The sequence below is a fragment of the Citrobacter portucalensis genome, from assembly GCF_002042885.1.
GTDB classification, from domain to species: domain Bacteria; phylum Pseudomonadota; class Gammaproteobacteria; order Enterobacterales; family Enterobacteriaceae; genus Citrobacter; species Citrobacter portucalensis.
The window spans coordinates 47,161-69,301 of the sequence record NZ_MVFY01000015.1; the positions used below are offsets into that span (position 1 = coordinate 47,161).

23 protein-coding genes are annotated in these 22,141 nt (G+C 55.5%); 20 read left to right on the forward strand and 3 right to left on the reverse strand.

Annotation, left to right across the window (positions count from 1 at the left end; translation table 11 throughout):
* The first annotated feature begins 7 nt into the window (after window positions 1–7).
* The 10 genes from BZK40_RS19465 (at window position 8) to eutR (ending at window position 10,794) form a co-directional block, all read left to right on the forward strand.
* Window positions 8–1,411, forward strand: coding sequence for an aldehyde dehydrogenase family protein (locus tag BZK40_RS19465; protein ID WP_003835050.1), 1,404 nt, complete (start codon window positions 8–10; stop codon window positions 1,409–1,411).
* Between the two features lie 12 nt (window positions 1,412–1,423).
* Complete coding sequence (eutJ, locus tag BZK40_RS19470) at window positions 1,424–2,263, forward strand: ethanolamine utilization protein EutJ (protein ID WP_079935155.1); 840 nt, start codon at window positions 1,424–1,426, stop codon at window positions 2,261–2,263.
* On the forward strand, window positions 2,253–3,440 hold the full coding sequence (gene eutG, locus BZK40_RS19475) for an ethanolamine utilization ethanol dehydrogenase EutG (RefSeq protein WP_008785420.1): 1,188 nt from the start codon (window positions 2,253–2,255) through the stop codon (window positions 3,438–3,440). Before eutJ ends, eutG begins: the two co-directional genes overlap by 11 nt.
* Window positions 3,441–3,559: 119 nt before the next feature.
* Entirely contained in the window at window positions 3,560–4,792 is a 1,233-nt protein-coding gene (gene eutH, locus BZK40_RS19480; RefSeq protein WP_003835043.1) for an ethanolamine utilization protein EutH, read from the forward strand.
* On the forward strand, window positions 4,789–6,192 hold the full coding sequence (gene eutA / locus BZK40_RS19485) for an ethanolamine ammonia-lyase reactivating factor EutA (protein ID WP_079935156.1): 1,404 nt from the start codon (window positions 4,789–4,791) through the stop codon (window positions 6,190–6,192). The genes eutH and eutA overlap by 4 nt, the downstream gene beginning before the upstream one ends.
* 11 nt (window positions 6,193–6,203) lie before the next feature.
* Window positions 6,204–7,565, forward strand: a complete 1,362-nt coding sequence (gene eutB / locus BZK40_RS19490; protein ID WP_003038029.1) for an ethanolamine ammonia-lyase subunit alpha — start codon at window positions 6,204–6,206, stop codon at window positions 7,563–7,565.
* 20 nt (window positions 7,566–7,585) lie between these two features.
* Complete coding sequence (gene eutC / locus BZK40_RS19495) at window positions 7,586–8,482, forward strand: ethanolamine ammonia-lyase subunit EutC (RefSeq protein WP_008785418.1); 897 nt, start codon at window positions 7,586–7,588, stop codon at window positions 8,480–8,482.
* 9 nt (window positions 8,483–8,491) lie between these two features.
* Window positions 8,492–9,151, forward strand: coding sequence for an ethanolamine utilization microcompartment protein EutL (gene eutL, locus BZK40_RS19500; protein ID WP_003838537.1), 660 nt, complete (start codon window positions 8,492–8,494; stop codon window positions 9,149–9,151).
* Window positions 9,152–9,162: 11 nt separating this feature from the next.
* Window positions 9,163–9,693: an ethanolamine utilization microcompartment protein EutK gene (eutK, locus tag BZK40_RS19505; RefSeq protein ID WP_003835033.1), complete on the forward strand. Its 531-nt coding sequence runs from the start codon at window positions 9,163–9,165 to the stop codon at window positions 9,691–9,693.
* Between the two features lie 48 nt (window positions 9,694–9,741).
* Window positions 9,742–10,794, forward strand: coding sequence for an HTH-type transcriptional regulator EutR (gene eutR / locus BZK40_RS19510; protein ID WP_003835032.1), 1,053 nt, complete (start codon window positions 9,742–9,744; stop codon window positions 10,792–10,794).
* Between the two features lie 95 nt (window positions 10,795–10,889).
* Here eutR and hemF read toward each other — a convergent pair whose 3' ends face one another.
* Both hemF and amiA read right to left on the reverse strand, forming a co-directional pair.
* A complete protein-coding gene (gene hemF, locus BZK40_RS19515) occupies window positions 10,890–11,789 on the reverse strand; it encodes an oxygen-dependent coproporphyrinogen oxidase (RefSeq protein ID WP_079935157.1) in 900 nt (299 codons plus the stop codon).
* A gap of 2 nt (window positions 11,790–11,791) precedes the next feature.
* Complete coding sequence (gene amiA / locus BZK40_RS19520) at window positions 11,792–12,661, reverse strand: N-acetylmuramoyl-L-alanine amidase AmiA (protein ID WP_003038046.1); 870 nt, start codon at window positions 12,659–12,661, stop codon at window positions 11,792–11,794.
* A gap of 212 nt (window positions 12,662–12,873) precedes the next feature.
* Here amiA and BZK40_RS19525 point away from each other — a divergent pair, with 212 nt between their 5' ends.
* The 10 genes from BZK40_RS19525 (at window position 12,874) to cysM (ending at window position 21,328) form a co-directional block, all read left to right on the forward strand.
* A complete protein-coding gene (locus BZK40_RS19525) occupies window positions 12,874–13,299 on the forward strand; it encodes a GNAT family acetyltransferase (RefSeq protein ID WP_003038048.1) in 426 nt (141 codons plus the stop codon).
* Complete coding sequence (locus BZK40_RS19530) at window positions 13,286–13,735, forward strand: DUF2919 domain-containing protein (protein ID WP_071446819.1); 450 nt, start codon at window positions 13,286–13,288, stop codon at window positions 13,733–13,735. Before BZK40_RS19525 ends, BZK40_RS19530 begins: the two co-directional genes overlap by 14 nt.
* A 59-nt stretch (window positions 13,736–13,794) precedes the next feature.
* Window positions 13,795–14,370, forward strand: a complete 576-nt coding sequence (locus BZK40_RS19535; RefSeq protein WP_079935158.1) for an RpoE-regulated lipoprotein — start codon at window positions 13,795–13,797, stop codon at window positions 14,368–14,370.
* Window positions 14,371–14,463: 93 nt separating this feature from the next.
* A complete protein-coding gene (gene yfeX / locus BZK40_RS19540) occupies window positions 14,464–15,363 on the forward strand; it encodes a porphyrinogen peroxidase (RefSeq protein WP_003835022.1) in 900 nt (299 codons plus the stop codon).
* Between the two features lie 172 nt (window positions 15,364–15,535).
* Window positions 15,536–16,327, forward strand: coding sequence for an SDR family oxidoreductase UcpA (ucpA, locus tag BZK40_RS19545; protein WP_003835020.1), 792 nt, complete (start codon window positions 15,536–15,538; stop codon window positions 16,325–16,327).
* 157 nt (window positions 16,328–16,484) lie between these two features.
* A complete protein-coding gene (gene cysP, locus BZK40_RS19550; RefSeq protein ID WP_003835019.1) occupies window positions 16,485–17,501 on the forward strand; it encodes a thiosulfate/sulfate ABC transporter substrate-binding protein CysP in 1,017 nt (338 codons plus the stop codon).
* Entirely contained in the window at window positions 17,502–18,335 is an 834-nt protein-coding gene (cysT, locus tag BZK40_RS19555) for a sulfate/thiosulfate ABC transporter permease CysT (protein ID WP_003038061.1), read from the forward strand.
* On the forward strand, window positions 18,335–19,210 hold the full coding sequence (cysW, locus tag BZK40_RS19560; protein WP_003038064.1) for a sulfate/thiosulfate ABC transporter permease CysW: 876 nt from the start codon (window positions 18,335–18,337) through the stop codon (window positions 19,208–19,210). Before cysT ends, cysW begins: the two co-directional genes overlap by 1 nt.
* Entirely contained in the window at window positions 19,200–20,297 is a 1,098-nt protein-coding gene (cysA, locus tag BZK40_RS19565; RefSeq protein WP_060683459.1) for a sulfate/thiosulfate ABC transporter ATP-binding protein CysA, read from the forward strand. Before cysW ends, cysA begins: the two co-directional genes overlap by 11 nt.
* Window positions 20,298–20,416: 119 nt before the next feature.
* On the forward strand, window positions 20,417–21,328 hold the full coding sequence (cysM, locus tag BZK40_RS19570; RefSeq protein WP_003835014.1) for a cysteine synthase CysM: 912 nt from the start codon (window positions 20,417–20,419) through the stop codon (window positions 21,326–21,328).
* A 91-nt stretch (window positions 21,329–21,419) separates the two neighbouring features.
* Here cysM and BZK40_RS19575 read toward each other — a convergent pair whose 3' ends face one another.
* Complete coding sequence (locus BZK40_RS19575; protein WP_079935159.1) at window positions 21,420–22,136, reverse strand: type 1 glutamine amidotransferase; 717 nt, start codon at window positions 22,134–22,136, stop codon at window positions 21,420–21,422.
* Window positions 22,137–22,141 lie beyond the last annotated feature (5 nt).

Genomic DNA, 22,141 nt, shown 5'->3' on the forward strand with positions numbered 1-22,141 from the left:
GAAAATCATGAATCAACAGGATATTGAACAGGTCGTGAAAGCGGTACTGCTGAAAATGAAAGACAGCAGCCAACCCGTCAGTGCCGTTCAAGAAATGGGCGTTTTTGCCTCCCTGGATGACGCAGTGGCGGCAGCAAAACTGGCCCAACAGGGGTTGAAAAGCGTCGCCATGCGCCAACTGGCTATCACGGCCCTACGTGAGGCGGGCGAAAAGCACGCCAGAGAATTAGCGGAACTTGCCGTCACTGAAACCGGCATGGGACGCGTCGAAGATAAATTTGCCAAAAACGTGGCGCAGGCGCGCGGCACGCCGGGTGTGGAATGCCTGTCTCCACAGGTTCTGACCGGCGATAACGGTCTGACGCTGATTGAAAACGCACCGTGGGGCGTGGTGGCCTCGGTAACCCCATCCACCAACCCGGCCGCGACCGTCATTAACAACGCTATCAGCCTGATTGCCGCTGGTAACAGCGTGGTCTTCGCACCGCATCCGGCGGCGAAAAAAGTCTCTCAGCGCGCTATCACTCTGCTTAACCAGGCGGTAGTTGCCGCAGGCGGTCCGGCAAACCTGTTGGTGACGGTTGCCAACCCGGATATCGAGACTGCGCAGCGTCTGTTCAAGTACCCAGGTATCGGCCTGCTGGTGGTGACCGGTGGTGAAGCCGTGGTGGACGCCGCGCGTAAGCACACCAACAAACGTCTGATTGCCGCTGGTGCGGGTAATCCGCCAGTGGTGGTTGATGAAACGGCTGACCTGGCACGCGCGGCGCAGTCGATAGTCAAAGGTGCATCGTTTGATAACAACATCATCTGCGCCGACGAAAAAGTGCTGATCGTGGTCGATAGCGTCGCTGATGAACTGATGCGTCTGATGGAAAGCCAGCATGCGGTGAAACTGACCGCGGCTCAGGCCGAACAGCTGCAGCCGGTGCTGCTGAAAAATATCGATGAGCGCGGTAAAGGCACAGTCAGTCGTGACTGGGTCGGGCGCGATGCCGGAAAAATCGCTGCGGCGATTGGTCTGAACGTACCGGAGCAAACCCGTCTGTTATTCGTCGAAACCTCCGCGACGCATCCGTTTGCCGTTACCGAACTGATGATGCCGGTGCTGCCGGTCGTGCGAGTTGCCAACGTCGATGAAGCCATTGAACTGGCGGTCAAGCTGGAAGGCGGCTGCCACCATACGGCGGCGATGCACTCACGCAATATCGAAAATATGAACCGTATGGCAAACGCCATTGATACCAGCATCTTCGTTAAGAACGGACCGTGCATTGCCGGTCTTGGACTGGGCGGTGAAGGCTGGACCACGATGACTATTACCACACCAACCGGGGAAGGGGTGACCAGTGCGCGTACGTTTGTGCGTCTGCGTCGCTGTGTGTTGGTAGACGCCTTCAGAATTGTATAAGGAGTAAATGAGATGGCGCACGACGAACAACGTTGGTTGACACCCAGACTGCTAAAAGCGGCAACGCTATGTAACCAGACGCCCGCAAAGAGCGATTCACCGCTGTGGTTGGGCATTGATTTGGGTACGTGTGATGTGGTGTCGATGGTTGTGGACAGTGACGGACAGCCGGTCGCGGTTTGCCTGGACTGGGCCGATGTCGTGCGCGATGGCATCGTCTGGGATTTCTTTGGTGCGGTGACCATCGTTCGTCGCCATCTCGATACGCTCGAACAACAACTGGGTTGCCGTTTTACCCATGCGGCAACCTCGTTTCCACCGGGAACTGACCCACGCATCTCTATTAACGTGCTGGAGTCTGCCGGGCTTGAAGTGAGCCATGTCCTCGACGAACCAACCGCGGTGGCGGATCTGTTGCAGCTTGATAACGCCGGCGTGGTGGATATTGGTGGTGGCACTACCGGGATTGCGATTGTTAAACAGGGCAAAGTGACTTACTCCGCTGATGAAGCGACCGGCGGGCACCATATCTCTCTGACGCTGGCCGGGAACCGTCGTATCCAGTTGGAAGAAGCCGAGCAGTACAAGCGCAGCAATGGCAAAGAAATCTGGCCGGTGGTGAAGCCTGTCTACGAAAAGATGGCGGAAATCGTGGCGCACCATATTGCCGGACAGGGTGTCGCTGATTTGTGGCTGGCGGGTGGCTCCTGTATGCAGCCAGGCGTTGATGAACTGTTCCGTAAGCGTTTCCCGGAACTGCAGGTGCATTTACCCCAGCACAGCCTGTTTATGACTCCGCTGGCGATTGCAAACAGCGGAAAAGAAAAAGCGGAAGGAATCTATGCAAGCTGAATTGCAGACCGCGCTCTTTCAGGCATTCGATACCCTGAATCTGCAACGCGTAAAAACGTTTAGCGTTCCCCCGGTTACGTTATGTGGACTGGGAGCGCTCAGTACCTGCGGACAGGAAGCACAAACGCGCGGACTGACGCATATGTTCGTCATGGTTGACAGCTTTCTGCATCAGGCTGGGATGACCGCGGCACTGGAGCGCAGCCTGGCGATGAAAGGTGTGGCAATGACGCTGTGGCCATGTCCGGTAGGTGAACCGTGCATTACGGACGTCTGCGCGGCAGTCGCGCAACTGCGTGAATCAAAGTGCGACGGTGTCGTGGCTTTCGGCGGCGGTTCCGTGCTGGATGCCGCCAAGGCAGTGGCGTTGCTGGTGACCAATCCTACCCAGACGCTGGCTGACATGGACGAGCGTAGCGTGTTACGCCCGCGTCTGCCGCTGATTGCCGTACCGACTACCGCCGGAACGGGCTCAGAAACCACGAACGTCACGGTGATTATCGACGCCGCGACCGGACTCAAAAAAGTGCTGGCCCACGCAACCCTGATGCCGGATGTGGCGATCCTTGACGCCGCATTGACGGAAGGCGTGCCTGCGCACGTAACGGCGATGACCGGGATTGATGCACTGACGCACGCCGTTGAAGCGTATAGCGCACTGAACGCGACGCCGTTTACCGACAGCCTGGCGATTGGTGCGATAGCGATGATCGGTAAATCGCTGCCGAAGGCCGTCGGCTACGGTCAGGATCTGGCGGCGCGCGAAAGCATGCTGCTGGCTTCCTGTATGGCCGGGATGGCGTTTTCCAGCGCTGGGCTTGGCCTGTGCCATGCGATGGCGCACCAGCCGGGGGCGACGTTGCACATTCCACACGGACAGGCTAACGCCATGCTGCTTCCCACGGTAATGGGGTTCAACCGCATGGTGTGTCGTGAGCGCTTTAGCCATATCGGACGCGCGTTAACCAACAAGAAATCGGACGATCGTGATGCTATCAACGCGGTCAGCGAGTTGATTAGCGAAGTGGGCCAGACCAAACGACTCTCTGACGTTGGGGCAAAGCCCGAGCAGTACAGCGCATGGGCTCACGCCGCGCTGGAGGATATTTGTATTCGCAGTAACCCACGCACCGCCACGCAGGCACAGATCATCGACCTGTACGCGGCTGCCGGGTAATGCCTGTAGGCCGGATAAGGTGCTCGCACCACCATCCGGTAATAACACGGCGTTAATGCCGGAGGCGACGTAAACGTCTTATCCGGCCTACAAATCACAAATGACAGGGAGTAGGGGCTATGGGAATTAACGAAATCATCATGTACATCATGATGTTCTTTATGCTGATTGCCGCCGTGGACAGGATCCTGTCGCAGTTCGGCGGTTCGGCACGCTTCCTCGGTAAGTTCGGTAAGAGTATTGAGGGATCGGGCGGCCAGTTTGAAGAAGGTTTTATGGCGATGGGCGCGCTGGGTCTGGCGATGGTCGGTATGACCGCGCTGGCACCGGTTCTGGCGCATGTGCTCGGGCCAGTAATTATTCCGCTGTATGAAATGCTGGGCGCGAACCCGTCGATGTTTGCCGGAACGCTGCTGGCGTGCGATATGGGCGGCTTCTTCCTGGCGAAAGAACTGGCGGGCGGCGACGTTGCGGCGTGGCTGTACTCTGGCCTGATCCTCGGGGCGATGATGGGGCCGACGCTGGTCTTCTCCATTCCGGTTGCGCTGGGGATTATTGAACCGTCTGACCGTCGTTATCTGGCGCTGGGCGTGCTGGCGGGTATTGTCACCATTCCGATTGGTTGTATTGCGGGCGGTTTGATTGCGATGTACTCCGGCGTCGAAATCAACGGACAGCCGGTGGAGTTCACCTTCGCGCTGATCCTGATGAATATGATCCCGGTGCTGATCGTGGCTGTGCTGGTGGCGCTGGGACTGAAATTCATCCCGGAAAAAATGATCAACGGCTTCCAGATCTTCGCGAAATTCCTGGTAGCGCTGATCACCATCGGCCTGGCAGCAGCGGTGGTCAAATTCCTGCTCGGCTGGGAGCTGATCCCAGGTCTTGATCCTATCTTCATGGCTCCGGGTGACAAGCCGGGTGAAGTGATGCGCGCCATCGAAGTTATCGGTTCTATTTCCTGCGTACTGCTCGGTGCGTACCCAATGGTACTGCTGCTGACCCGCTGGTTTGAAAAACCGCTGATGAGCGTCGGTAACCTGTTAAAAATCAATAATATTGCGGCTGCCGGTATGGTTGCGACGCTGGCGAACAACATCCCAATGTTCGGCATGATGAAGAATATGGATACCCGCGGCAAAGTGATCAACTGCGCCTTTGCGGTCTCCGCGGCCTTTGCACTGGGTGACCACTTAGGCTTCGCCGCTGCCAACATGAACGCGATGATCTTCCCGATGATTGTCGGCAAGTTGATTGGCGGCGTGACGGCGATTGGTGTGGCTATGCTGTTGGTACCGAAAGATGAAGATGTGCCAGCAGAAGTAGAAACCAACCCGGAGGCGCAATCGTGAATACTCGCCAGCTACTGAGCGTCGGTATCGATATCGGCACCACTACCACTCAGGTGATTTTCTCGCGCCTTGAGTTAGTCAACCGTGCGGCAGTGTCGCAGGTGCCGCGCTACGAATTCATCAAACGCGAAATTAGCTGGCAAAGCCCGGTGTTCTTTACCCCCGTTGATAAGCAGGGCGGGTTGAAAGAGGCCGAACTTAAGGCGCTGATCCTCGCCCAGTATCAGGCGGCGGGTATTGCGCCTGAGACTGTCGATTCCGGCGCGATCATCATCACCGGAGAAAGTGCCAAAACCCGTAATGCGCGTCCGGCGGTGATGACGCTCTCTCAGTCGCTGGGGGATTTTGTTGTGGCCAGCGCCGGTCCGCATCTGGAATCGGTGATTGCCGGTCACGGTGCGGGGGCACAAACCCTGTCCGAGCAGAAGTTGTGCCGCGTACTGAACATCGATATCGGTGGCGGTACGTCGAACTACGTTCTGTTTGATGCTGGAAAGGTCAGCGGTTCGGCTTGCCTCAACGTCGGCGGGCGACTGCTGGAAACGAACGGCCAGGGACGAGTAGTACATGCGCATCAGCCGGGGCAGATGATTGTTGATGACGTATTTGGTCCGGGCACCGACGCCCGAACCCTCAATGCGGCGCAGCTTGTTCAGGTAGCCCGACGGATGGCGGCGCTGATTGTGGAGGTGATTGACGGTACGTTATCACCTCTGGCGCAGGCGCTGATGCAAACCGGCCTGTTACCGGCGGGCGTGAAACCGGAAGTGATTACGTTGTCCGGCGGGGTGGGCGAGTGCTACCGCAACCAACCAGCCGATCCGTTCTGTTTTTCCGACATTGGCCCGCTGTTAGCAACGGCGCTGCATGAACATCCGCGCCTGCGTGAGATGAACGTGCAGTTCCCGGCGCAAACCGTGCGCGCCACGGTGATTGGCGCCGGTGCGCATACGCTGTCGCTTTCGGGCAGCACCATCTGGCTGGAAGGCGTGGCGCTTCCGCTGCGCAATCTGCCGGTGGCGATTCCGGTTGATGAGGCTGATTTGGTGGCCGCCTGGCAACAGGCGCTAATGCAGCTCGATCTGGACCCGCAAACGGACGCCTACGTGCTGGCGCTGCCCGGTTCGCTGCCGGTGCGCTATGCCGCGCTGTTAACGGTGATTGATGCGCTGCTGGCCTTTGTCGCGCGCTATCCGAATCCGCATCCCCTGCTGGTGGTAGCCGAGCAGGATTTTGGTAAGGCCCTGGGCATGCTGTTACGCCCACAGTTACAGCAACACCCGCTGGCAGTCATCGATGAGGTGGTTGTCCGGGCGGGGGACTATATCGACATTGGTACGCCTCTTTTTGGCGGATCGGTTGTGCCGGTGACGGTGAAATCACTCGCATTTCCTTCCTGAGGGAACGACTTATGAAACTAAAGACCACATTGTTCGGCAATGTTTATCAGTTTAAGGATGTTAAAGAGGTGCTGGCAAAAGCCAACGAACTGCGTTCGGGGGATGTGCTGGCAGGAGTGGCTGCAACCAGTTCGCAGGAGCGCGTGGCGGCCAAGCAGGTACTGTCGGAAATGACGGTGGCGGATATCCGCAATAACCCGGTGATTTCCTATGAAGAGGACTGTGTTACTCGTCTGATTCAGGATGACGTCAACGAGACGGCCTATAACCGTATCAAAAACTGGAGTATCAGCGAGCTGCGCGAGTACGTGCTGAGCGATGAAACCTCCGTTGATGACATTGCGTTTACGCGAAAAGGGTTAACGTCGGAAGTGGTCGCTGCGGTAGCAAAAATCTGCTCTAACGCGGACCTGATCTACGGCGGTAAGAAAATGCCGGTGATCAAAAAGGCCAATACCACCATCGGTCTGCCGGGCACCTTCAGCTGCCGTTTGCAGCCGAACGACACCCGTGATGACGTGCAGAGTATTGCCGCACAAATCTACGAAGGGCTGTCCTTCGGGGCGGGCGATGCGGTGATCGGCGTAAACCCGGTAACGGATGACGTGGAAAACTTAAGCCGCGTACTGGATACCGTGTACGGCGTTATCGACAAATTCAACATCCCGACCCAGGGCTGCGTACTGGCACACGTGACTACCCAGATCGAAGCGATTCGTCGCGGAGCGCCGGGCGGGCTGATTTTCCAGAGTATCTGCGGTAGCGAAAAAGGCTTAAAAGAGTTTGGCGTTGAGCTGGCCATGCTGGATGAAGCGCGCGCAGTGGGCGCTGAGTTCAACCGTATCGCCGGGGAAAACTGCCTGTACTTCGAAACCGGGCAAGGGTCTGCACTTTCCGCGGGCGCGAACTTCGGCGCCGATCAGGTGACGATGGAAGCGCGTAACTACGGGCTGGCACGCCACTATGATCCGTTCCTGGTGAACACCGTGGTGGGCTTTATCGGGCCGGAGTATCTCTACAACGACCGTCAGATTATTCGCGCGGGTCTGGAAGATCACTTTATGGGCAAGCTGAGCGGCATCTCAATGGGCTGCGACTGCTGCTACACCAACCATGCTGATGCTGACCAGAACCTTAACGAAAATCTGATGATTCTGCTCGCCACCGCTGGCTGCAACTACATCATGGGCATGCCGCTCGGTGACGACATCATGCTCAACTATCAGACCACCGCCTTCCATGACACCGCGACCGTGCGTCAGCTGCTGAACCTGCGTCCGTCGCCGGAGTTTGAACGCTGGCTGGAAACCATGGGCATTATGGCAAACGGTCGCCTGACCAAACGGGCGGGCGATCCGTCACTGTTCTTCTGATGACGCGGGGATGACACACGATGGATCAAAAACAGATTGAAGAAATTGTACGCAGCGTAATGGCGTCAATGGGTGAGTCTCAACCGCAGGCTCAAGAACCGTCAGCACCAGCAAAATGCAGCACCACGCAGTGCGCCGCGCCGACCGGTGAAAGCTGCGCGATGGACTTAGGCTCAGCCGAAGCCAAAGCGTGGATTGGCGTTGAGAATCCGCACCGTGCAGAGGTGTTGACTGAACTTCGCCGTAGCACCGCTGCGCGTGTATGTACCGGTCGTGCCGGTCCTCGTCCGCGTACCCAGGCGCTGCTGCGTTTCCTGGCTGACCACTCGCGTTCGAAAGATACGGTATTGAAAGAAGTGCCGGAAGAGTGGGTAAAAGCCCAGGGGCTGCTGGAAGTGCGCTCGGAAATCAGCGACAAAAACCTGTATCTGACGCGTCCGGATATGGGGCGTCGTCTGAGTGCGGAAGCCATTGAAGCACTGAAATCACAGTGTGTAATGAATCCGGATGTGCAGGTGATTATTTCTGATGGCCTGTCTACCGACGCGATTACCGCTAACTATGAAGAGATCCTGCCGCCGCTGTTGTCGGGCTTAAAACAGGCCGGATTGAAGGTCGGGACGCCGTTCTTTGTTCGCTATGGGCGCGTGAAAATCGAAGATCAGATCGGCGAACTGCTGGGTGCAAAAGCGGTGATCCTGCTGGTTGGTGAACGTCCGGGCCTCGGCCAGTCGGAAAGTCTTTCTTGCTATGCCGTCTATTCGCCGCGTGTGGCGACCACCGTTGAGGCTGATCGTACCTGTATCTCGAACATTCACCAGGGCGGTACGCCACCGGTTGAAGCGGCGGCGGTGATTGTGGATTTGGCCAAGCGCATGCTGGAGCAAAAAGCATCCGGCATCAATATGACCCGTTAAGGAGGCATCATGCCAGCATTAGATTTAATTAGACCTTCAGTCACCGCAATGCGTGTGATTGCCTCGGTAAATGACGGTTTTGCCCGCGAACTTAAATTACCGCCACATATACGTAGCCTCGGACTCATCACAGCAGATTCTGATGACGTGGCGTATATTGCCGCAGACGAAGCGACAAAACAGGCAATGGTCGAAGTGGTTTATGGCCGCTCGCTGTATGCCGGTGCGGCGCACAGTCCCTCTCCAACATCGGGCGAAGTGCTGATTATGCTCGGTGGACCAAACCCGGCCGAAGTTCGCGCGGGTCTGGACGCGATGGTGGCCAATATTGAAAGCGGGGCGGCATTCCAGTGGGCGAATGACGCAGAAGATACCGCCTTCCTGGCGCATGTGGTTTCGCGTACCGGTTCGTATCTCTCCGCAACCGCGGGATGCCGACTGGGCGATCCGATGGCGTATCTGGTAGCACCGCCGCTGGAAGCGACATTTGGTATTGATGCCGCGCTGAAATCTGCCGATGTACAACTGGTGACCTATGTACCTCCGCCGTCAGAAACTAACTATTCAGCCGCGTTTTTGACCGGTAGCCAGGCCGCTTGTAAAGCCGCATGTAACGCCTTTGCCGATGCCGTTCTGGATATTGCCCGTAATCCAATCCAGCGCGCGTAAGAGAGGTAGTGATGATCAATGCACTGGGATTACTGGAAGTGGATGGCATGGTGGCTGCCGTGGACGCGGCCGATGCCATGCTGAAAGCCGCGAACGTGCGTCTGCTTAGCCACGAAGTGCTCGATCCTGGTCGGCTGACGCTGGTGGTGGAAGGCGATCTGGCGGCATGCCGCGCAGCGCTGGATGCTGGCAGTGCAGCCGCAGCGCGTACGGGCCGTGTTATCAGCCGTAAGGAAATAGGCCGGCCGGACGATGACACCCAGTGGCTGATCGGCGGTTTTAAACGCCAGCCGAAGAAACCTGAACAGAAGCCAGAAGCGAAAACAGAAGTGAAACCAGAGAAGACACAGGACGCCCCAGTGACGTCTGAATCCTCTGCCCAACTTCTGACGCTGTTAGCATCGGTCCGTCAAGGAATGACGGCAGGGGAAGTGGCGGCCCACTTTGGCTGGTCACTTGATGAAGCCAGAAATGCGCTGGAACAGCTCTTTTCTGATGGAGCGTTGCGTAAACGCAGTAGTCGCTACCGCTTAAAAAATTAACCTGTCGGAGGGCCGGGGGCTTCGTTGAAGCTTCCGGCTTAAAAGATCATGAAAAAGAACCGTACTGCAAACTTGCACCATCTTTATCATGAAGTATTACCCGAAGACGTTAAACTGACGCCGAAAGTGGAAGTGGACAACGTTCACCAACGGCGAACAACGGATGTGTATGAGCACGCGCTGACGATTACCGCCTGGCAGCAGATCTACGACCAGCTGCATCCGGGAAAATTTCATGGCGAGTTCACGGAAATCCTGCTCGATGATATTCAGGTGTTCCGTGAATACACCGGACTGGCGCTGCGTCAGTCGTGCCTTGTCTGGCCAAACTCATTTTGGTTTGGCATTCCGGCCACGCGCGGCGAGCAGGGATTTATTGGTACCCAGTGTTTGGGTAGCGCTGAAATTGCCACCCGCCCAGGCGGGACGGAGTTTGAACTGAGTACGCCGGATGATTACACCATTTTGGGTGTCGTCATTTCGGAAGAGGCCATAGCTCGTCAGGCCAACTTCCTGCATAACCCGGAAAGGGTGTTGCATATGCTGCGCAATCAGTCGGCGCTGGAAGTTAAAGAACAACACAAAGCCGCGCTATGGGGCTTTGTGCAGCAGGCGCTGGCGACGTTTAGTGAGAATCCTGAAAACCTTCACCAACCCGCGGTGCGTAAAGTGTTGGGGGATAACCTGCTGCTGGCGATGGGCACCATGCTGGAAGAAGCGCAGCCGATTATGACTGCGGAGAGCATCAGCCATCAGAGCTATCGTCGCTTGCTGTCACGTGCGCGCGAATATGTGCTGGAAAATATGTCAGAGCCGCTGACCGTGCTCGACTTATGCAATCAGCTGCACGTTAGCCGCCGGACGTTGCAAAACGCCTTTCACGCGATCCTCGGTATTGGCCCGAATGCCTGGTTGAAACGTATTCGCCTGAACGCCGTGCGCCGTGAGTTGATAAGCCCATGGTCGCAGAGTGCGACGGTGAAAGACGCCGCCATGCAGTGGGGATTCTGGCATTTAGGGCAGTTTGCCACCGACTACCAGCAGCTGTTTGCGGAGAAACCGTCGTTGACGCTGCATCAGCGTATGCGCCAGTGGGCATGATGAGATTATTGTGCCGGATGCGACGCTAACGCGTCTTATCCGGCCTACGGGTTTGCTGTTGTTGCAGGCCTGATAAGCGTAGCGCCATCAGGCAATTACACCCAGTCGCGGACCTGAATAAACTCGCTAAGGGCAGCTTCCGGGCTGTTCGCTTCTGGCTGCCAGTCATACTCCCAGCGTACCAGCGGCGGCATCGACATCAGAATCGATTCCGTGCGCCCGCCGGTTTGCAAACCGAACAACGTGCCGCGATCCCACACCAGATTAAATTCCACATAGCGACCACGACGATACAGCTGGAAATTACGTTCGCGCTCGCCCCAGCTCATCATTTTGCGGCGTTCGACGATGGGCAGATACGCCTCGGTGTATCCTTGACCTACCGCCTGCATAAAAGCGAAGCAGTGGTCGAAATCAGGGGTATTCAAATCATCGAAAAACAGCCCGCCAATGCCGCGCTGCTCGTTGCGGTGCTTGAGGAAGAAGTAGTCATCGCACCACTTTTTGTAACGTGGATAAACGTCATCGCCAAACGGCTGGCACAGGTCCCGCGCCGTGCGATGCCAGTGAACCGCATCCTCATCAAAGCCGTAGTAGGGCGTTAAGTCAAAGCCGCCGCCAAACCACCACACGGGATCGGCCCCCGGTTTTTCCGCGATAAAAAACCGTACGTTGGCATGACTGGTTGGAATGTAGGGATTCTGCGGGTGCACCACCAACGAGACGCCCATGGCTTCAAAACTGCGCCCGGCAAGCTCCGGGCGATGCGCGGTAGCCGAGGCCGGCATTGCATCGCCGTGGACGTGGGAGTAGTTAACGCCTGCTTGCTCGAAAATACCGCCGTTACGCAACACCCGACTGCGCCCGCCGCCGCCCGCTTCGCGTTGCCAGTTATCCTCAACAAATTCGCTGCCGTCTACGGTGGATAACTGCTGACAAATTTCATCCTGCAGGCTGAGCAGGAACTGTTTTACGCGCTGTGCATCGGGCTTCATGGTTAACGTTTCTTCGAGTGTGCTTTCTGGTTATCAAACCAGTGGAAATAGCTGATGATGCCATTGGCGATAGCGGTGGCGATTTTCTGACGAAACGCCGCCGTACCCAGCAATCGTTCTTCTTCCGGGTTGGTGATGAACGAGGTTTCGACCAGGACCGACGGAATCGAAGGTGATTTTAGCACCACGAAGGCGGCCTGTTCCGTGCTGCGACTGTGCAGACGGTGTACCGGCTTGATCTTCTTAAGAATATGCGAGCCTAACGTCAGGCTGTTTTTTATGGTGTCAGTTTGCACCAGATCGAACAGCACCTGCTGCAACAAATGATCTTTGTCAGTGGCCTTCTTTCCGGCGACTTCATCGGCCCGGTTTTCACGATCGGACAGATATTTCGCCATGGCGCTACTGGCGCCGCGATTGGATAAGGCAAAGACCGAAGCACCCGCAGCGCTCGGATTGGTAAAACCGTCGGCGTGGATCGACATGAACAGATCGGCACCATGTTTGTGGGCGATCTCGACGCGATCGTAGAGCGGAATAAACGTATCGCCGGAGCGGGTCAGGCGTGCATCAATCCCCTGGTTACGTAGGATCGAGCGCACGTTTTTGGCAATCGCCAGTACCACGTGCTTTTCTTTCGACCCGTTGCGACCAATTGCGCCGGTATCAATCCCTCCGTGCCCCGGATCAAGGACAACAACGCGCTTAGCACCGGATTTTTTCGCTTTCGGTTTGCTGTGTCCATTGCTGGTCTTTAGCGCTTCTTCTTTAGCGATGGCTTGTGACATGCCTGACAGCGTCAGGGCGGCCAGCCCGGCTTTCAGCACCTGGCGGCGCGATGTGAGTGTTTTTAGTGGTTTAAAAGTGCTCATACGGCCTGAGTTGTAAAAAAAAGGTTCTAAACGTTATATCGTATCGCGTAGTCCGTTGCGACGGATCGAGATAAGAATTGTTTTACTTTTCATTTCAATACGTGACAATTCCGTATTATGCCATTTTTTCCGCCGCTTCGCGTCAGATATTGGCTAAATCAGCCGTTCGCGCCATAATCGCTTTTTAACGTCCTGAAAAGGTACCCAATACCATGGAAATACGCGTTTTTCGCCAGGAAGATTTCGAAGAGGTGATCACCCTCTGGGAGCGTTGTGATTTGCTGCGTCCATGGAACGACCCTGAAATGGACATCGAACGTAAAGTCAATCATGACGTCAGCTTGTTCCTCGTTGCTGAAGTGAACGGCGAGGTGGTCGGTACGGTGATGGGCGGATACGACGGGCATCGCGGTTCCGCCTATTACTTGGGCGTGCATCCTGAGTTTCGCGGTCGCGGCATCGCCAATGCGCTGCTCAACCGGCTGGAGAAAAAGCTCATTGCCCGCGGTTGTCCGAAGATTCAAATCATGGTGCGTGACGATAACGACGTCGTACAGGGCATGTATGAACGTTTGGGCTATGAACACGCGGATGTACTCAATCTGGGCAAGCGTTTGATCGAAGATGAAGAGTACTGAGTTTCATCCGGCCGACTATGACGGTCATGGGCGTCTGCGCCTGCCTTTTCTCTTCTGGTGCGTACTGCTGCTGCAGGCACGCACCTGGGTTTTGTTCGTGATTGCCGGTTCTTCCCGTGAGCAGGGCAACACCTTGCTGAATCTGTTTTATCCCGATCATGACGCATTCTGGCTGGGGTTGCTTCCCGGCGTTCCCGCCGTGTTGGCGTTTTTACTCAGCGGGCGACGCTTTGCGTTTCCGGTGCTCTGGCGCTGGCTGCGCGGATTATTGATTTTCGCTCAACTGGTGCTGCTGTGCTGGCAGCCGGTGATGTGGCTGGCAGGCGATCCGCTCAATGGCGTCGGGCTGGCGCTGCTGGTGGCGGATATTGTCGCGCTGATCTGGCTGTTAACCAATCAACGTCTGCGCGCCTGTTTTTCCCTTGAGAAAGAATAACGGCACTTTTTGGGGAAACCGGACTCCAAGCACCGTTGATAAATAAGGAAGGAAGTGAAATGAAATCACTGCGTTTGACTTTATGCACGATGCCGCTGCTACTGGCCGGGTGTTCAACGTTGTCCTCGGTGAACTGGTCTGCCGCCAATCCGTGGAACTGGTTTGGTTCTTCAACGCAGGTCACAGAGCAGGGCGTAGGAGCGTTAACGGGCGCTACGCCGCTGGATGAAAAAGCCATTGCTGATGCGCTGGACGGTGATTACCGCCTGCGTAGCGGAATGAAGACCGATAACGGTAATGTGGTGCGCTTCTATGAAGCGATGAAAGACGACAAGCTGGCGATAGTCATCAACGGCAGCCAGGGAACCATCAGTCGTATTGATGTATTAGATCACGATATTTCGTCAGCCGCGGGTGTCGAAATCGGTACACCGTTTAGCGACCTTTACACTAAAGCTTTCGGTAATTGCCAAAAAGCAACCGGCGATGACAGCGCGGGCGTTGAGTGTAAAGCTGAAGGAAGTCAACATATTAGCTATATTTTTTCCGGTGAATGGAGCGGGCCTGAGGATATAATGCCGTCTGACGACACGCTGAAAGCGTGGAAAGTAAGCAAAATTATCTGGCGGCGTTAATTTGCGTCTGAACAAATCGGCTTGTTAAAAAAACAGGTAGAATAGCGCCCATCAATGCCACGATGTCGTGGCATCTTTTTTTCAGGAGGAACAATGTCTCAGGTTCAGAGTGGCATTTTGCCAGAACATTGCCGTGCGGCGATTTGGATTGAAGCCAATGTTAAAGGCGACGTTGATGCCCTGCGTGCGGCCAGCAAAACCTTCGCCGATAAGCTGGCGACCTTTGAAGCTAAGTTCCCGGATGCGCATCTGGGCGCGGTTGTCGCTTTTGGCAACAACACCTGGCGTGCATTGAGCGGCGGCGTCGGTGCTGAAGAGTTAAAAGACTTTATCCCTTACGGTAAAGGTCTGGCACCAGCAACCCAATATGACGTGTTGATCCATATTCTCTCTTTGCGTCATGACGTGAATTTCTCCGTTGCACAGGCGGCAATGGAAGCATTTGGCGACTGTATTGAAGTTAAAGAAGAAATTCACGGTTTCCGTTGGGTCGAAGAGCGCGATCTCAGCGGCTTTGTTGACGGTACGGAAAACCCGGCAGGCGAAGAAACGCGCCGTGAAGTTGCCGTTATCAAAGATGGTGTGGATGCCGGTGGCAGCTATGTGTTTGTGCAGCGTTGGGAACATAACCTGAAGCAGCTTAATCGCATGAGCATCCATGACCAGGAAATGATGATTGGTCGCACCAAGGAAGCCAACGAAGAGATCGACGGTGATGACCGTCCGGTCACCTCTCACCTGAGCCGTGTTGACCTCAAAGAAGACGGTAAAGGGCTGAAAATTGTGCGCCAGAGCCTGCCATACGGTACTGCCAGCGGCACGCATGGTCTCTATTTCTGCGCCTACTGCGCTCGTCTGCACAACATTGAACAACAATTGCTGAGCATGTTTGGTGACACCGACGGTAAGCGTGATGCGATGCTGCGCTTCACCAAACCGGTAACCGGCGGCTATTACTTTGCACCGTCGCTGGACCGTTTAATGGCGCTGTAATGGTGAGCTGAGCCTGTTATCGGCCACGAAATAGACATCCCCGCATCGTCGGGGATTTTTTTTACCTGAGATTAACCTGATTTAGTGAGCTATTCCTCAGCACTAATTTGTTATTGCTGTATCTTCTGCGTGAATGAAGCGAAGGCTTCATATTCAAAAGGAGAATATTGAAATGGGAAAACTCACGGGCAAAACAGCATTGATTACGGGCGCATCTCAGGGTATTGGCGAGGGTATCGCCAGAACGTTTGCCCGCCATGGTGCGAACTTAATCCTGCTGGATATCTCCGATGAGATTGAAAAACTGGCGGATGAGTTGGCTGGGCGAGGGCACCGTTGCACAGCTGTTCACGCTGACGTCAGAGATTTTGCGTCGGTCAAGGAAGCGGTGACGCGCGCGAAGCAGATTGAAGGCAAAATCGATATTCTGGTGAACAATGCCGGCGTATGCCGCCTCGGTAACTTCCTTGATATGAGCGATGAAGATCGCGATTTCCACATTGATATCAACATTAAAGGCGTCTGGAACGTGACGAAAGCCGTTCTGCCGGAGATGATTGCGCGCAAAGATGGGCGCATCGTGATGATGTCATCGGTGACCGGCGATATGGTTGCTGACCCGGGCGAAACGGCCTACGCGCTGTCGAAAGCCGCGATCATCGGTTTGACCAAATCCCTGGCGGTAGAATATGCGCAGTCCGGCATTCGCGTGAACGCCATTTGCCCTGGCTACGTTCGTACGCCGATGGCGGAAAGCATTGCGCGTCAGTCTAACCCGGAAGATCCTGAATCCGTTTTAGTCGAAATGGCGAAAGCGATCCCGATGCGTCGTCTGGCCTGCCCGCTTGAGGTCGGTGAACTGGCGGCGTTCCTGGCATCGGATGAGTCCAGTTATTTAACTGGCACGCAAAACGTGATTGATGGCGGCAGCACTTTGCCTGAAAGCGTAAGCGTCGGCGTCTGATTGATGCCGGTCTCCTCCCCATGTGCTGGGGAGGAGGTACCCCTTATTCTCTTTTCAACTTTCAAATCATCAAACGGTATATAAAACCGTTACTCCTTTAGCACTGGTTATAAATATGATGACCATAAGAAAGTCATTTAATTTATAAGGGTGCGCAATGGCCGTTAACTTACTGAAAAAAAGAACACTGACGCTGGCAGCCATGCTGTTGCTGGTGGGGCAGGCGCAGGCAACGGAACTGCTGAACAGTTCATACGATGTTTCCCGCGAGCTGTTTGCCGCCCTTAATCCGCCGTTTGAACAGCAATGGGCGAAGGATAACGGCGGCGACAAACTGACGATTAAACAATCTCATGCCGGGTCATCAAAACAGGCGTTGGCGATTTTGCAGGGGCTGAAAGCTGACGTCGTGACCTATAACCAGGTGACCGACGTGCAGATCCTGCATGACAAAGGCAAGCTGATCCCTGCCGACTGGCAAAGCCGCCTGCCGAATAACAGTTCGCCATTCTATTCCACCATGGCGTTTTTGGTGCGTAAGGGCAACCCGAAGAATATCCACGAATGGAACGATCTGGTTCGCCCGGACGTGAAGCTGATTTTCCCGAACCCGAAAACCTCCGGTAACGCACGCTATACCTATCTGGCAGCGTGGGGCGCGGCAGATAAAGCGGACGGTGGGGATAAAGCCAAAACCGAACAGTTCATGACCCAGTTTCTGAAAAACGTGGAAGTATTTGATACCGGCGGTCGTGGTGCAACTACCACCTTCGTGGAGCGTGGTCTGGGCGACGTACTGATTACCTTTGAATCGGAAGTGAACAATATCCGTAAACAGTACGAAGACCAGGGCTTCGAAGTGGTGGTGCCGAAGGTCAACATTCTGGCGGAGTTCCCGGTGGCCTGGGTAGATAAAAATGTGCAGGCCAACGGTACTGAAAAAGCGGCGAAAGCTTACCTGAACTGGCTGTACAGCCCGCAGGCGCAAACCATCATTACCGATTTCTACTACCGCGTGAATAACCCGCAGGTAATGGACAAGCTGAAAGATAAATTCCCGCAGACCGAATTGTTCCGTGTGGAAGATAAGTTTGGCTCGTGGCCTGAAGTGATGAAAACGCACTTTGTCAGCGGCGGTGAGCTGGACAAACTGCTGGCGGCGGGGCGTAAGTAAATGTTTGCTGTTTCTTCCCGACGTGTGCTGCCCGGCTTCACTTTGAGCCTGGGCACCAGCTTACTGTTTGTCTGCCTGATATTGCTGCTGCCGCTGAGCGCGCTGGTGATGCAACTGGCGCAAATGAGCTGGGCGCAATACTGGGATGTGATTACCAATCCGCAGGTGGTGGCGGCTTATAAAGTGACGCTGCTGTCAGCGTTTGTGGCGTCGATTTTTAACGGCGTGTTCGGTTTGCTGATGGCGTGGATCTTAACACGCTATCGCTTTCCGGGCCGTACGCTGCTGGATGCGCTGATGGACCTGCCGTTCGCACTGCCTACGGCGGTGGCAGGTCTGACGCTGGCGTCACTGTTTTCGGTTAATGGCTTCTACGGCGAGTGGCTGGCGAAGCTGGATATCAAGGTGACCTACACCTGGCTCGGTATCGCGGTAGCGATGGCCTTTACCAGCATTCCGTTTGTGGTGCGTACCGTGCAACCGGTACTGGAAGAGTTAGGCCCGGAATATGAAGAAGCAGCTGAAACGCTCGGTGCTACGCGCTGGCAAAGTTTCCGTAAAGTAGTGCTGCCGGAGCTGTCTCCTGCGCTGGTGGCGGGCGTTGCGCTGTCGTTTACCCGCAGCCTCGGTGAGTTTGGCGCGGTTATTTTTATTGCCGGAAACATCGCATGGAAGACGGAAGTGACCTCGCTGATGATTTTTGTTCGCTTGCAGGAGTTTGACTACCCGGCCGCCAGCGCGATTGCTTCTGTGATCCTCGGGGCTTCGTTGTTGCTGCTGTTTTCAATTAACACTCTGCAAAGTCGCTTTGGTCGACGTGTGGTAGGTCACTGATGGCAGACATTACCCAATTGAAACGCTATGGCGCACCCCGCATCAACTGGGGGAAATGGTTTCTGATCGGCACGGGCATGCTGGTCTCCGCGTTTATTTTGCTGGTGCCGATGATTTACATCTTCGTGCAGGCGTTCAGCAAGGGATTAATGCCGGTATTACAGAACCTGGCGGATCCGGACATGCTGCATGCCATCTGGCTGACAGTGCTGATTGCGCTGATTGCGGTCCCGGTGAACCTGGTGTTTGGTGTGTTGCTGGCCTGGCTGGTGACCCGTTTTAACTTCCCAGGACGCCAACTACTACTAACGTTACTGGATATTCCATTTGCTGTCTCGCCGGTGGTCGCCGGTCTGGTCTATCTGCTGTTTTACGGCTCTAACGGCCCGCTTGGTGGGTGGCTGGATGAGCATAACCTGCAAATTATGTTTGCCTGGCCGGGGATGGTGCTGGTGACAGTGTTCGTGACCTGTCCGTTTGTGGTGCGTGAGCTGGTGCCGGTGATGTTAAGCCAGGGCAGCAATGAAGATGAAGCCGCGGTTCTGTTGGGCGCGTCCGGCTGGCAGATGTTCCGCCGCGTTACGCTGCCGAATATCCGTTGGGCATTGCTGTACGGTGTGGTGTTGACCAACGCCCGTGCGATTGGTGAGTTTGGCGCGGTGTCAGTGGTTTCCGGCTCGATTCGCGGCGAAACCTTATCGCTGCCGCTACAGATTGAATTACTGGAGCAGGACTACAACACGGTCGGCTCCTTTACCGCCGCGGCGCTATTAACGCTGATGGCGATTATTACCCTGTTTTTGAAGAGCATGTTGCAATGGCGTCTGGAGAACCAGGAAAAACGCGCGCAGCAGGAGGAAAATCATGAGCATTGAGATTGCCAATATTAAGAAGTCTTTTGGTCGCACCCAGGTGCTGAACGATATCTCGCTGGATATTCCTTCAGGTCAGATGGTCGCGCTGCTGGGGCCATCCGGCTCGGGCAAAACCACGCTGCTGCGCATTATTGCCGGGCTGGAGCATCAGTCCAGCGGGCATATCCGTTTTCACGGTACCGACGTCAGCCGATTGCACGCCCGCGACCGTAAGGTGGGGTTCGTGTTCCAGCACTATGCGCTGTTTCGTCATATGACCGTTTTCGACAATATCGCGTTTGGTCTGACGGTCCTGCCACGGCGTGAGCGCCCGAATGCGGCGGCCATCAAAGCAAAAGTGACCAAACTGCTGGAAATGGTTCAACTGGCTCATCTGGCGGACCGTTTCCCGGCACAGCTCTCCGGCGGCCAAAAACAGCGCGTGGCGTTGGCGCGTGCGCTGGCGGTAGAGCCGCAGATCCTGCTGCTCGACGAACCGTTTGGCGCGCTTGATGCGCAGGTGCGCAAAGAGCTGCGTCGATGGCTGCGCCAGCTGCATGAAGAGCTGAAATTTACCAGCGTGTTTGTTACCCACGATCAGGAAGAAGCAACGGAAGTCGCAGACCGCGTGGTGGTGATGAGTCAGGGTCATATCGAACAGGCTGATGCGCCGGATCAGGTATGGCGCGAACCGGCTACTCGTTTCGTCCTGGAATTTATGGGTGAGGTTAACCGCCTGCAGGGGACGATTCGTGGCGGCCAATTCCATGTGGGCGCACACCGCTGGCCGCTGGGTTATACGCCTGGCTATCAGGGACCGGTGGATCTGTTCCTGCGCCCGTGGGAAGTGGACGTGAGCCGTCGTACCAGCCTGGATTCGCCGTTGCCGGTACAAGTGCTGGAAGCCAGCCCGAAAGGACACTACACCCAATTAGTTGTGCAACCCCTGGGGTGGTATAACGAACCGTTGACGGTAGTCATGCAGGGCGATGATTCCCCTAGCCGCGGCGAACGTCTGTTTGTCGGGCTGCAAAATGCGCGCCTGTATAACGGCGACCAGCGTATTGAAACGCGGGAAGAGGAACTTGCCCTGGCGCAAAGCGCCTGATAGGTTAATTCGTATAGTTATCATCCGGTGGCGCTGCGCTTACCGGGCTTACCAGGTGCAGCATGACCTGTAGGCCGGGTAAGTACAGCGCCACCCGGCATTTTTATTGAGTTGAAAACGTGAACACATTAGAACAAACAATTGGCAATACGCCTCTGGTGAAATTACAACGTCTAGCGCCGGATAACGGTAGTGAAATTTGGGTCAAGCTGGAAGGCAATAATCCCGCAGGTTCGGTGAAAGACCGCGCCGCGTTGTCGATGATCGTCGAAGCGGAAAAACGCGGAGAAATTAAGCCAGGCGACGTGCTGATTGAGGCGACCAGCGGTAATACCGGAATTGCGCTGGCAATGATCGCCGCGCTGAAGGGCTATCGCATGAAGCTGCTGATGCCAGACAACATGAGCCAGGAGCGCCGTGCAGCGATGCGCGCCTATGGTGCCGAACTGATTCTGGTCACCAAAGAGCAGGGGATGGAAGGCGCGCGCGATTTAGCCCTTGAGATGGCGCAGCGTGGAGAAGGCAAGCTGCTGGATCAGTTTAATAATCCGGATAACCCGTACGCGCATTACACTACCACCGGACCGGAAATCTGGCAGCAGACGTCAGGTCGTATTACCCACTTTGTCTCCAGTATGGGAACGACAGGCACCATTACCGGTGTGTCGCGTTTTCTGCGTGAGCAAGAAAAAGCGGTCACTATCGTTGGCCTGCAGCCGGAAGAGGGCAGTAGTATTCCGGGAATTCGCCGCTGGCCTGCGGAATATATGCCAGGCATTTTTAACGCCTCGCTGGTGGATGAGGTGCTGGATATTCATCAGAACGATGCGGAAAACACCATGCGTGAACTGGCCGTTCGCGAAGGGATTTTCTGTGGTGTCAGTTCTGGTGGCGCGGTAGCGGGGGCGTTACGTGTGGCGCGCGCGACACCGGGAGCGGTGGTGGTGGCGATTATCTGCGATCGCGGCGATCGCTACCTTTCAACCGGCGTGTTTGGTGAAGAGCACTTTAACCAGGGATTAGGGATTTAGTTTTCAGGCCTGATAATCATAGCACTATCAGGCAAACGTACGGCACGAGCGCCGGATGACGACGTAAAGCGTCTTATCCGGCCTGCCATAATCAATCGTTACGTTTTTCCACAAGCTTATCAAGGAATTGCCACAGTTTCTCATTCATCTGCTGATAATCCCATGCTCGCATCTCTTCAATGGAACGGATGAAACGCTTGCCTTTAGCTTCCGCCAGTTCTTGTTCGGAGTGTTGAATAAGCCCTTCTATAGCATCAGCCGTAAACTCCATATGGCACTGAAAACCATAAACAAAATTACCGTATTGCACGATTTGTCGTGGGCAGCCCTCGCTGGCAGCAAGAATGGTCGCCTGGTCGGTTAATCCTGGCATGTCGTTGTGCCAGTGACCGACGGTAAGCGGTGAGCCGAAATAGCTGAACAGCGGGTGCTGTTGACCGGCTTCGGTCAGAACGATGGGGTAGTGACCAATCTCTTTTTCCGGACTCTGGCACACCTTCGCACCCAGCGCTTCGCCGATTAACTGTGAACCCAGGCAGATCCCCACCACAATTTTACGTGCCGCAATCGCCTGGTTGATCAGATGCTGCTCGGCCTGAGAATCAAAGTACGGGCACTCTGCCAGCGTGGTTCGTGGTGACTGCGGACCGCCAAACACCACCAACATATCGAAATCATCGGCGTTCGCAGGGACCGCTTCTCCGGCATAAACGCGCGACCAACTGACGCTATAGCCGCGTGATTCGGCCCACGGCAGATACGCGCCAGCAGATTCGAAAGACTCATGAATAACAAAATGAACTCGCACTTTTT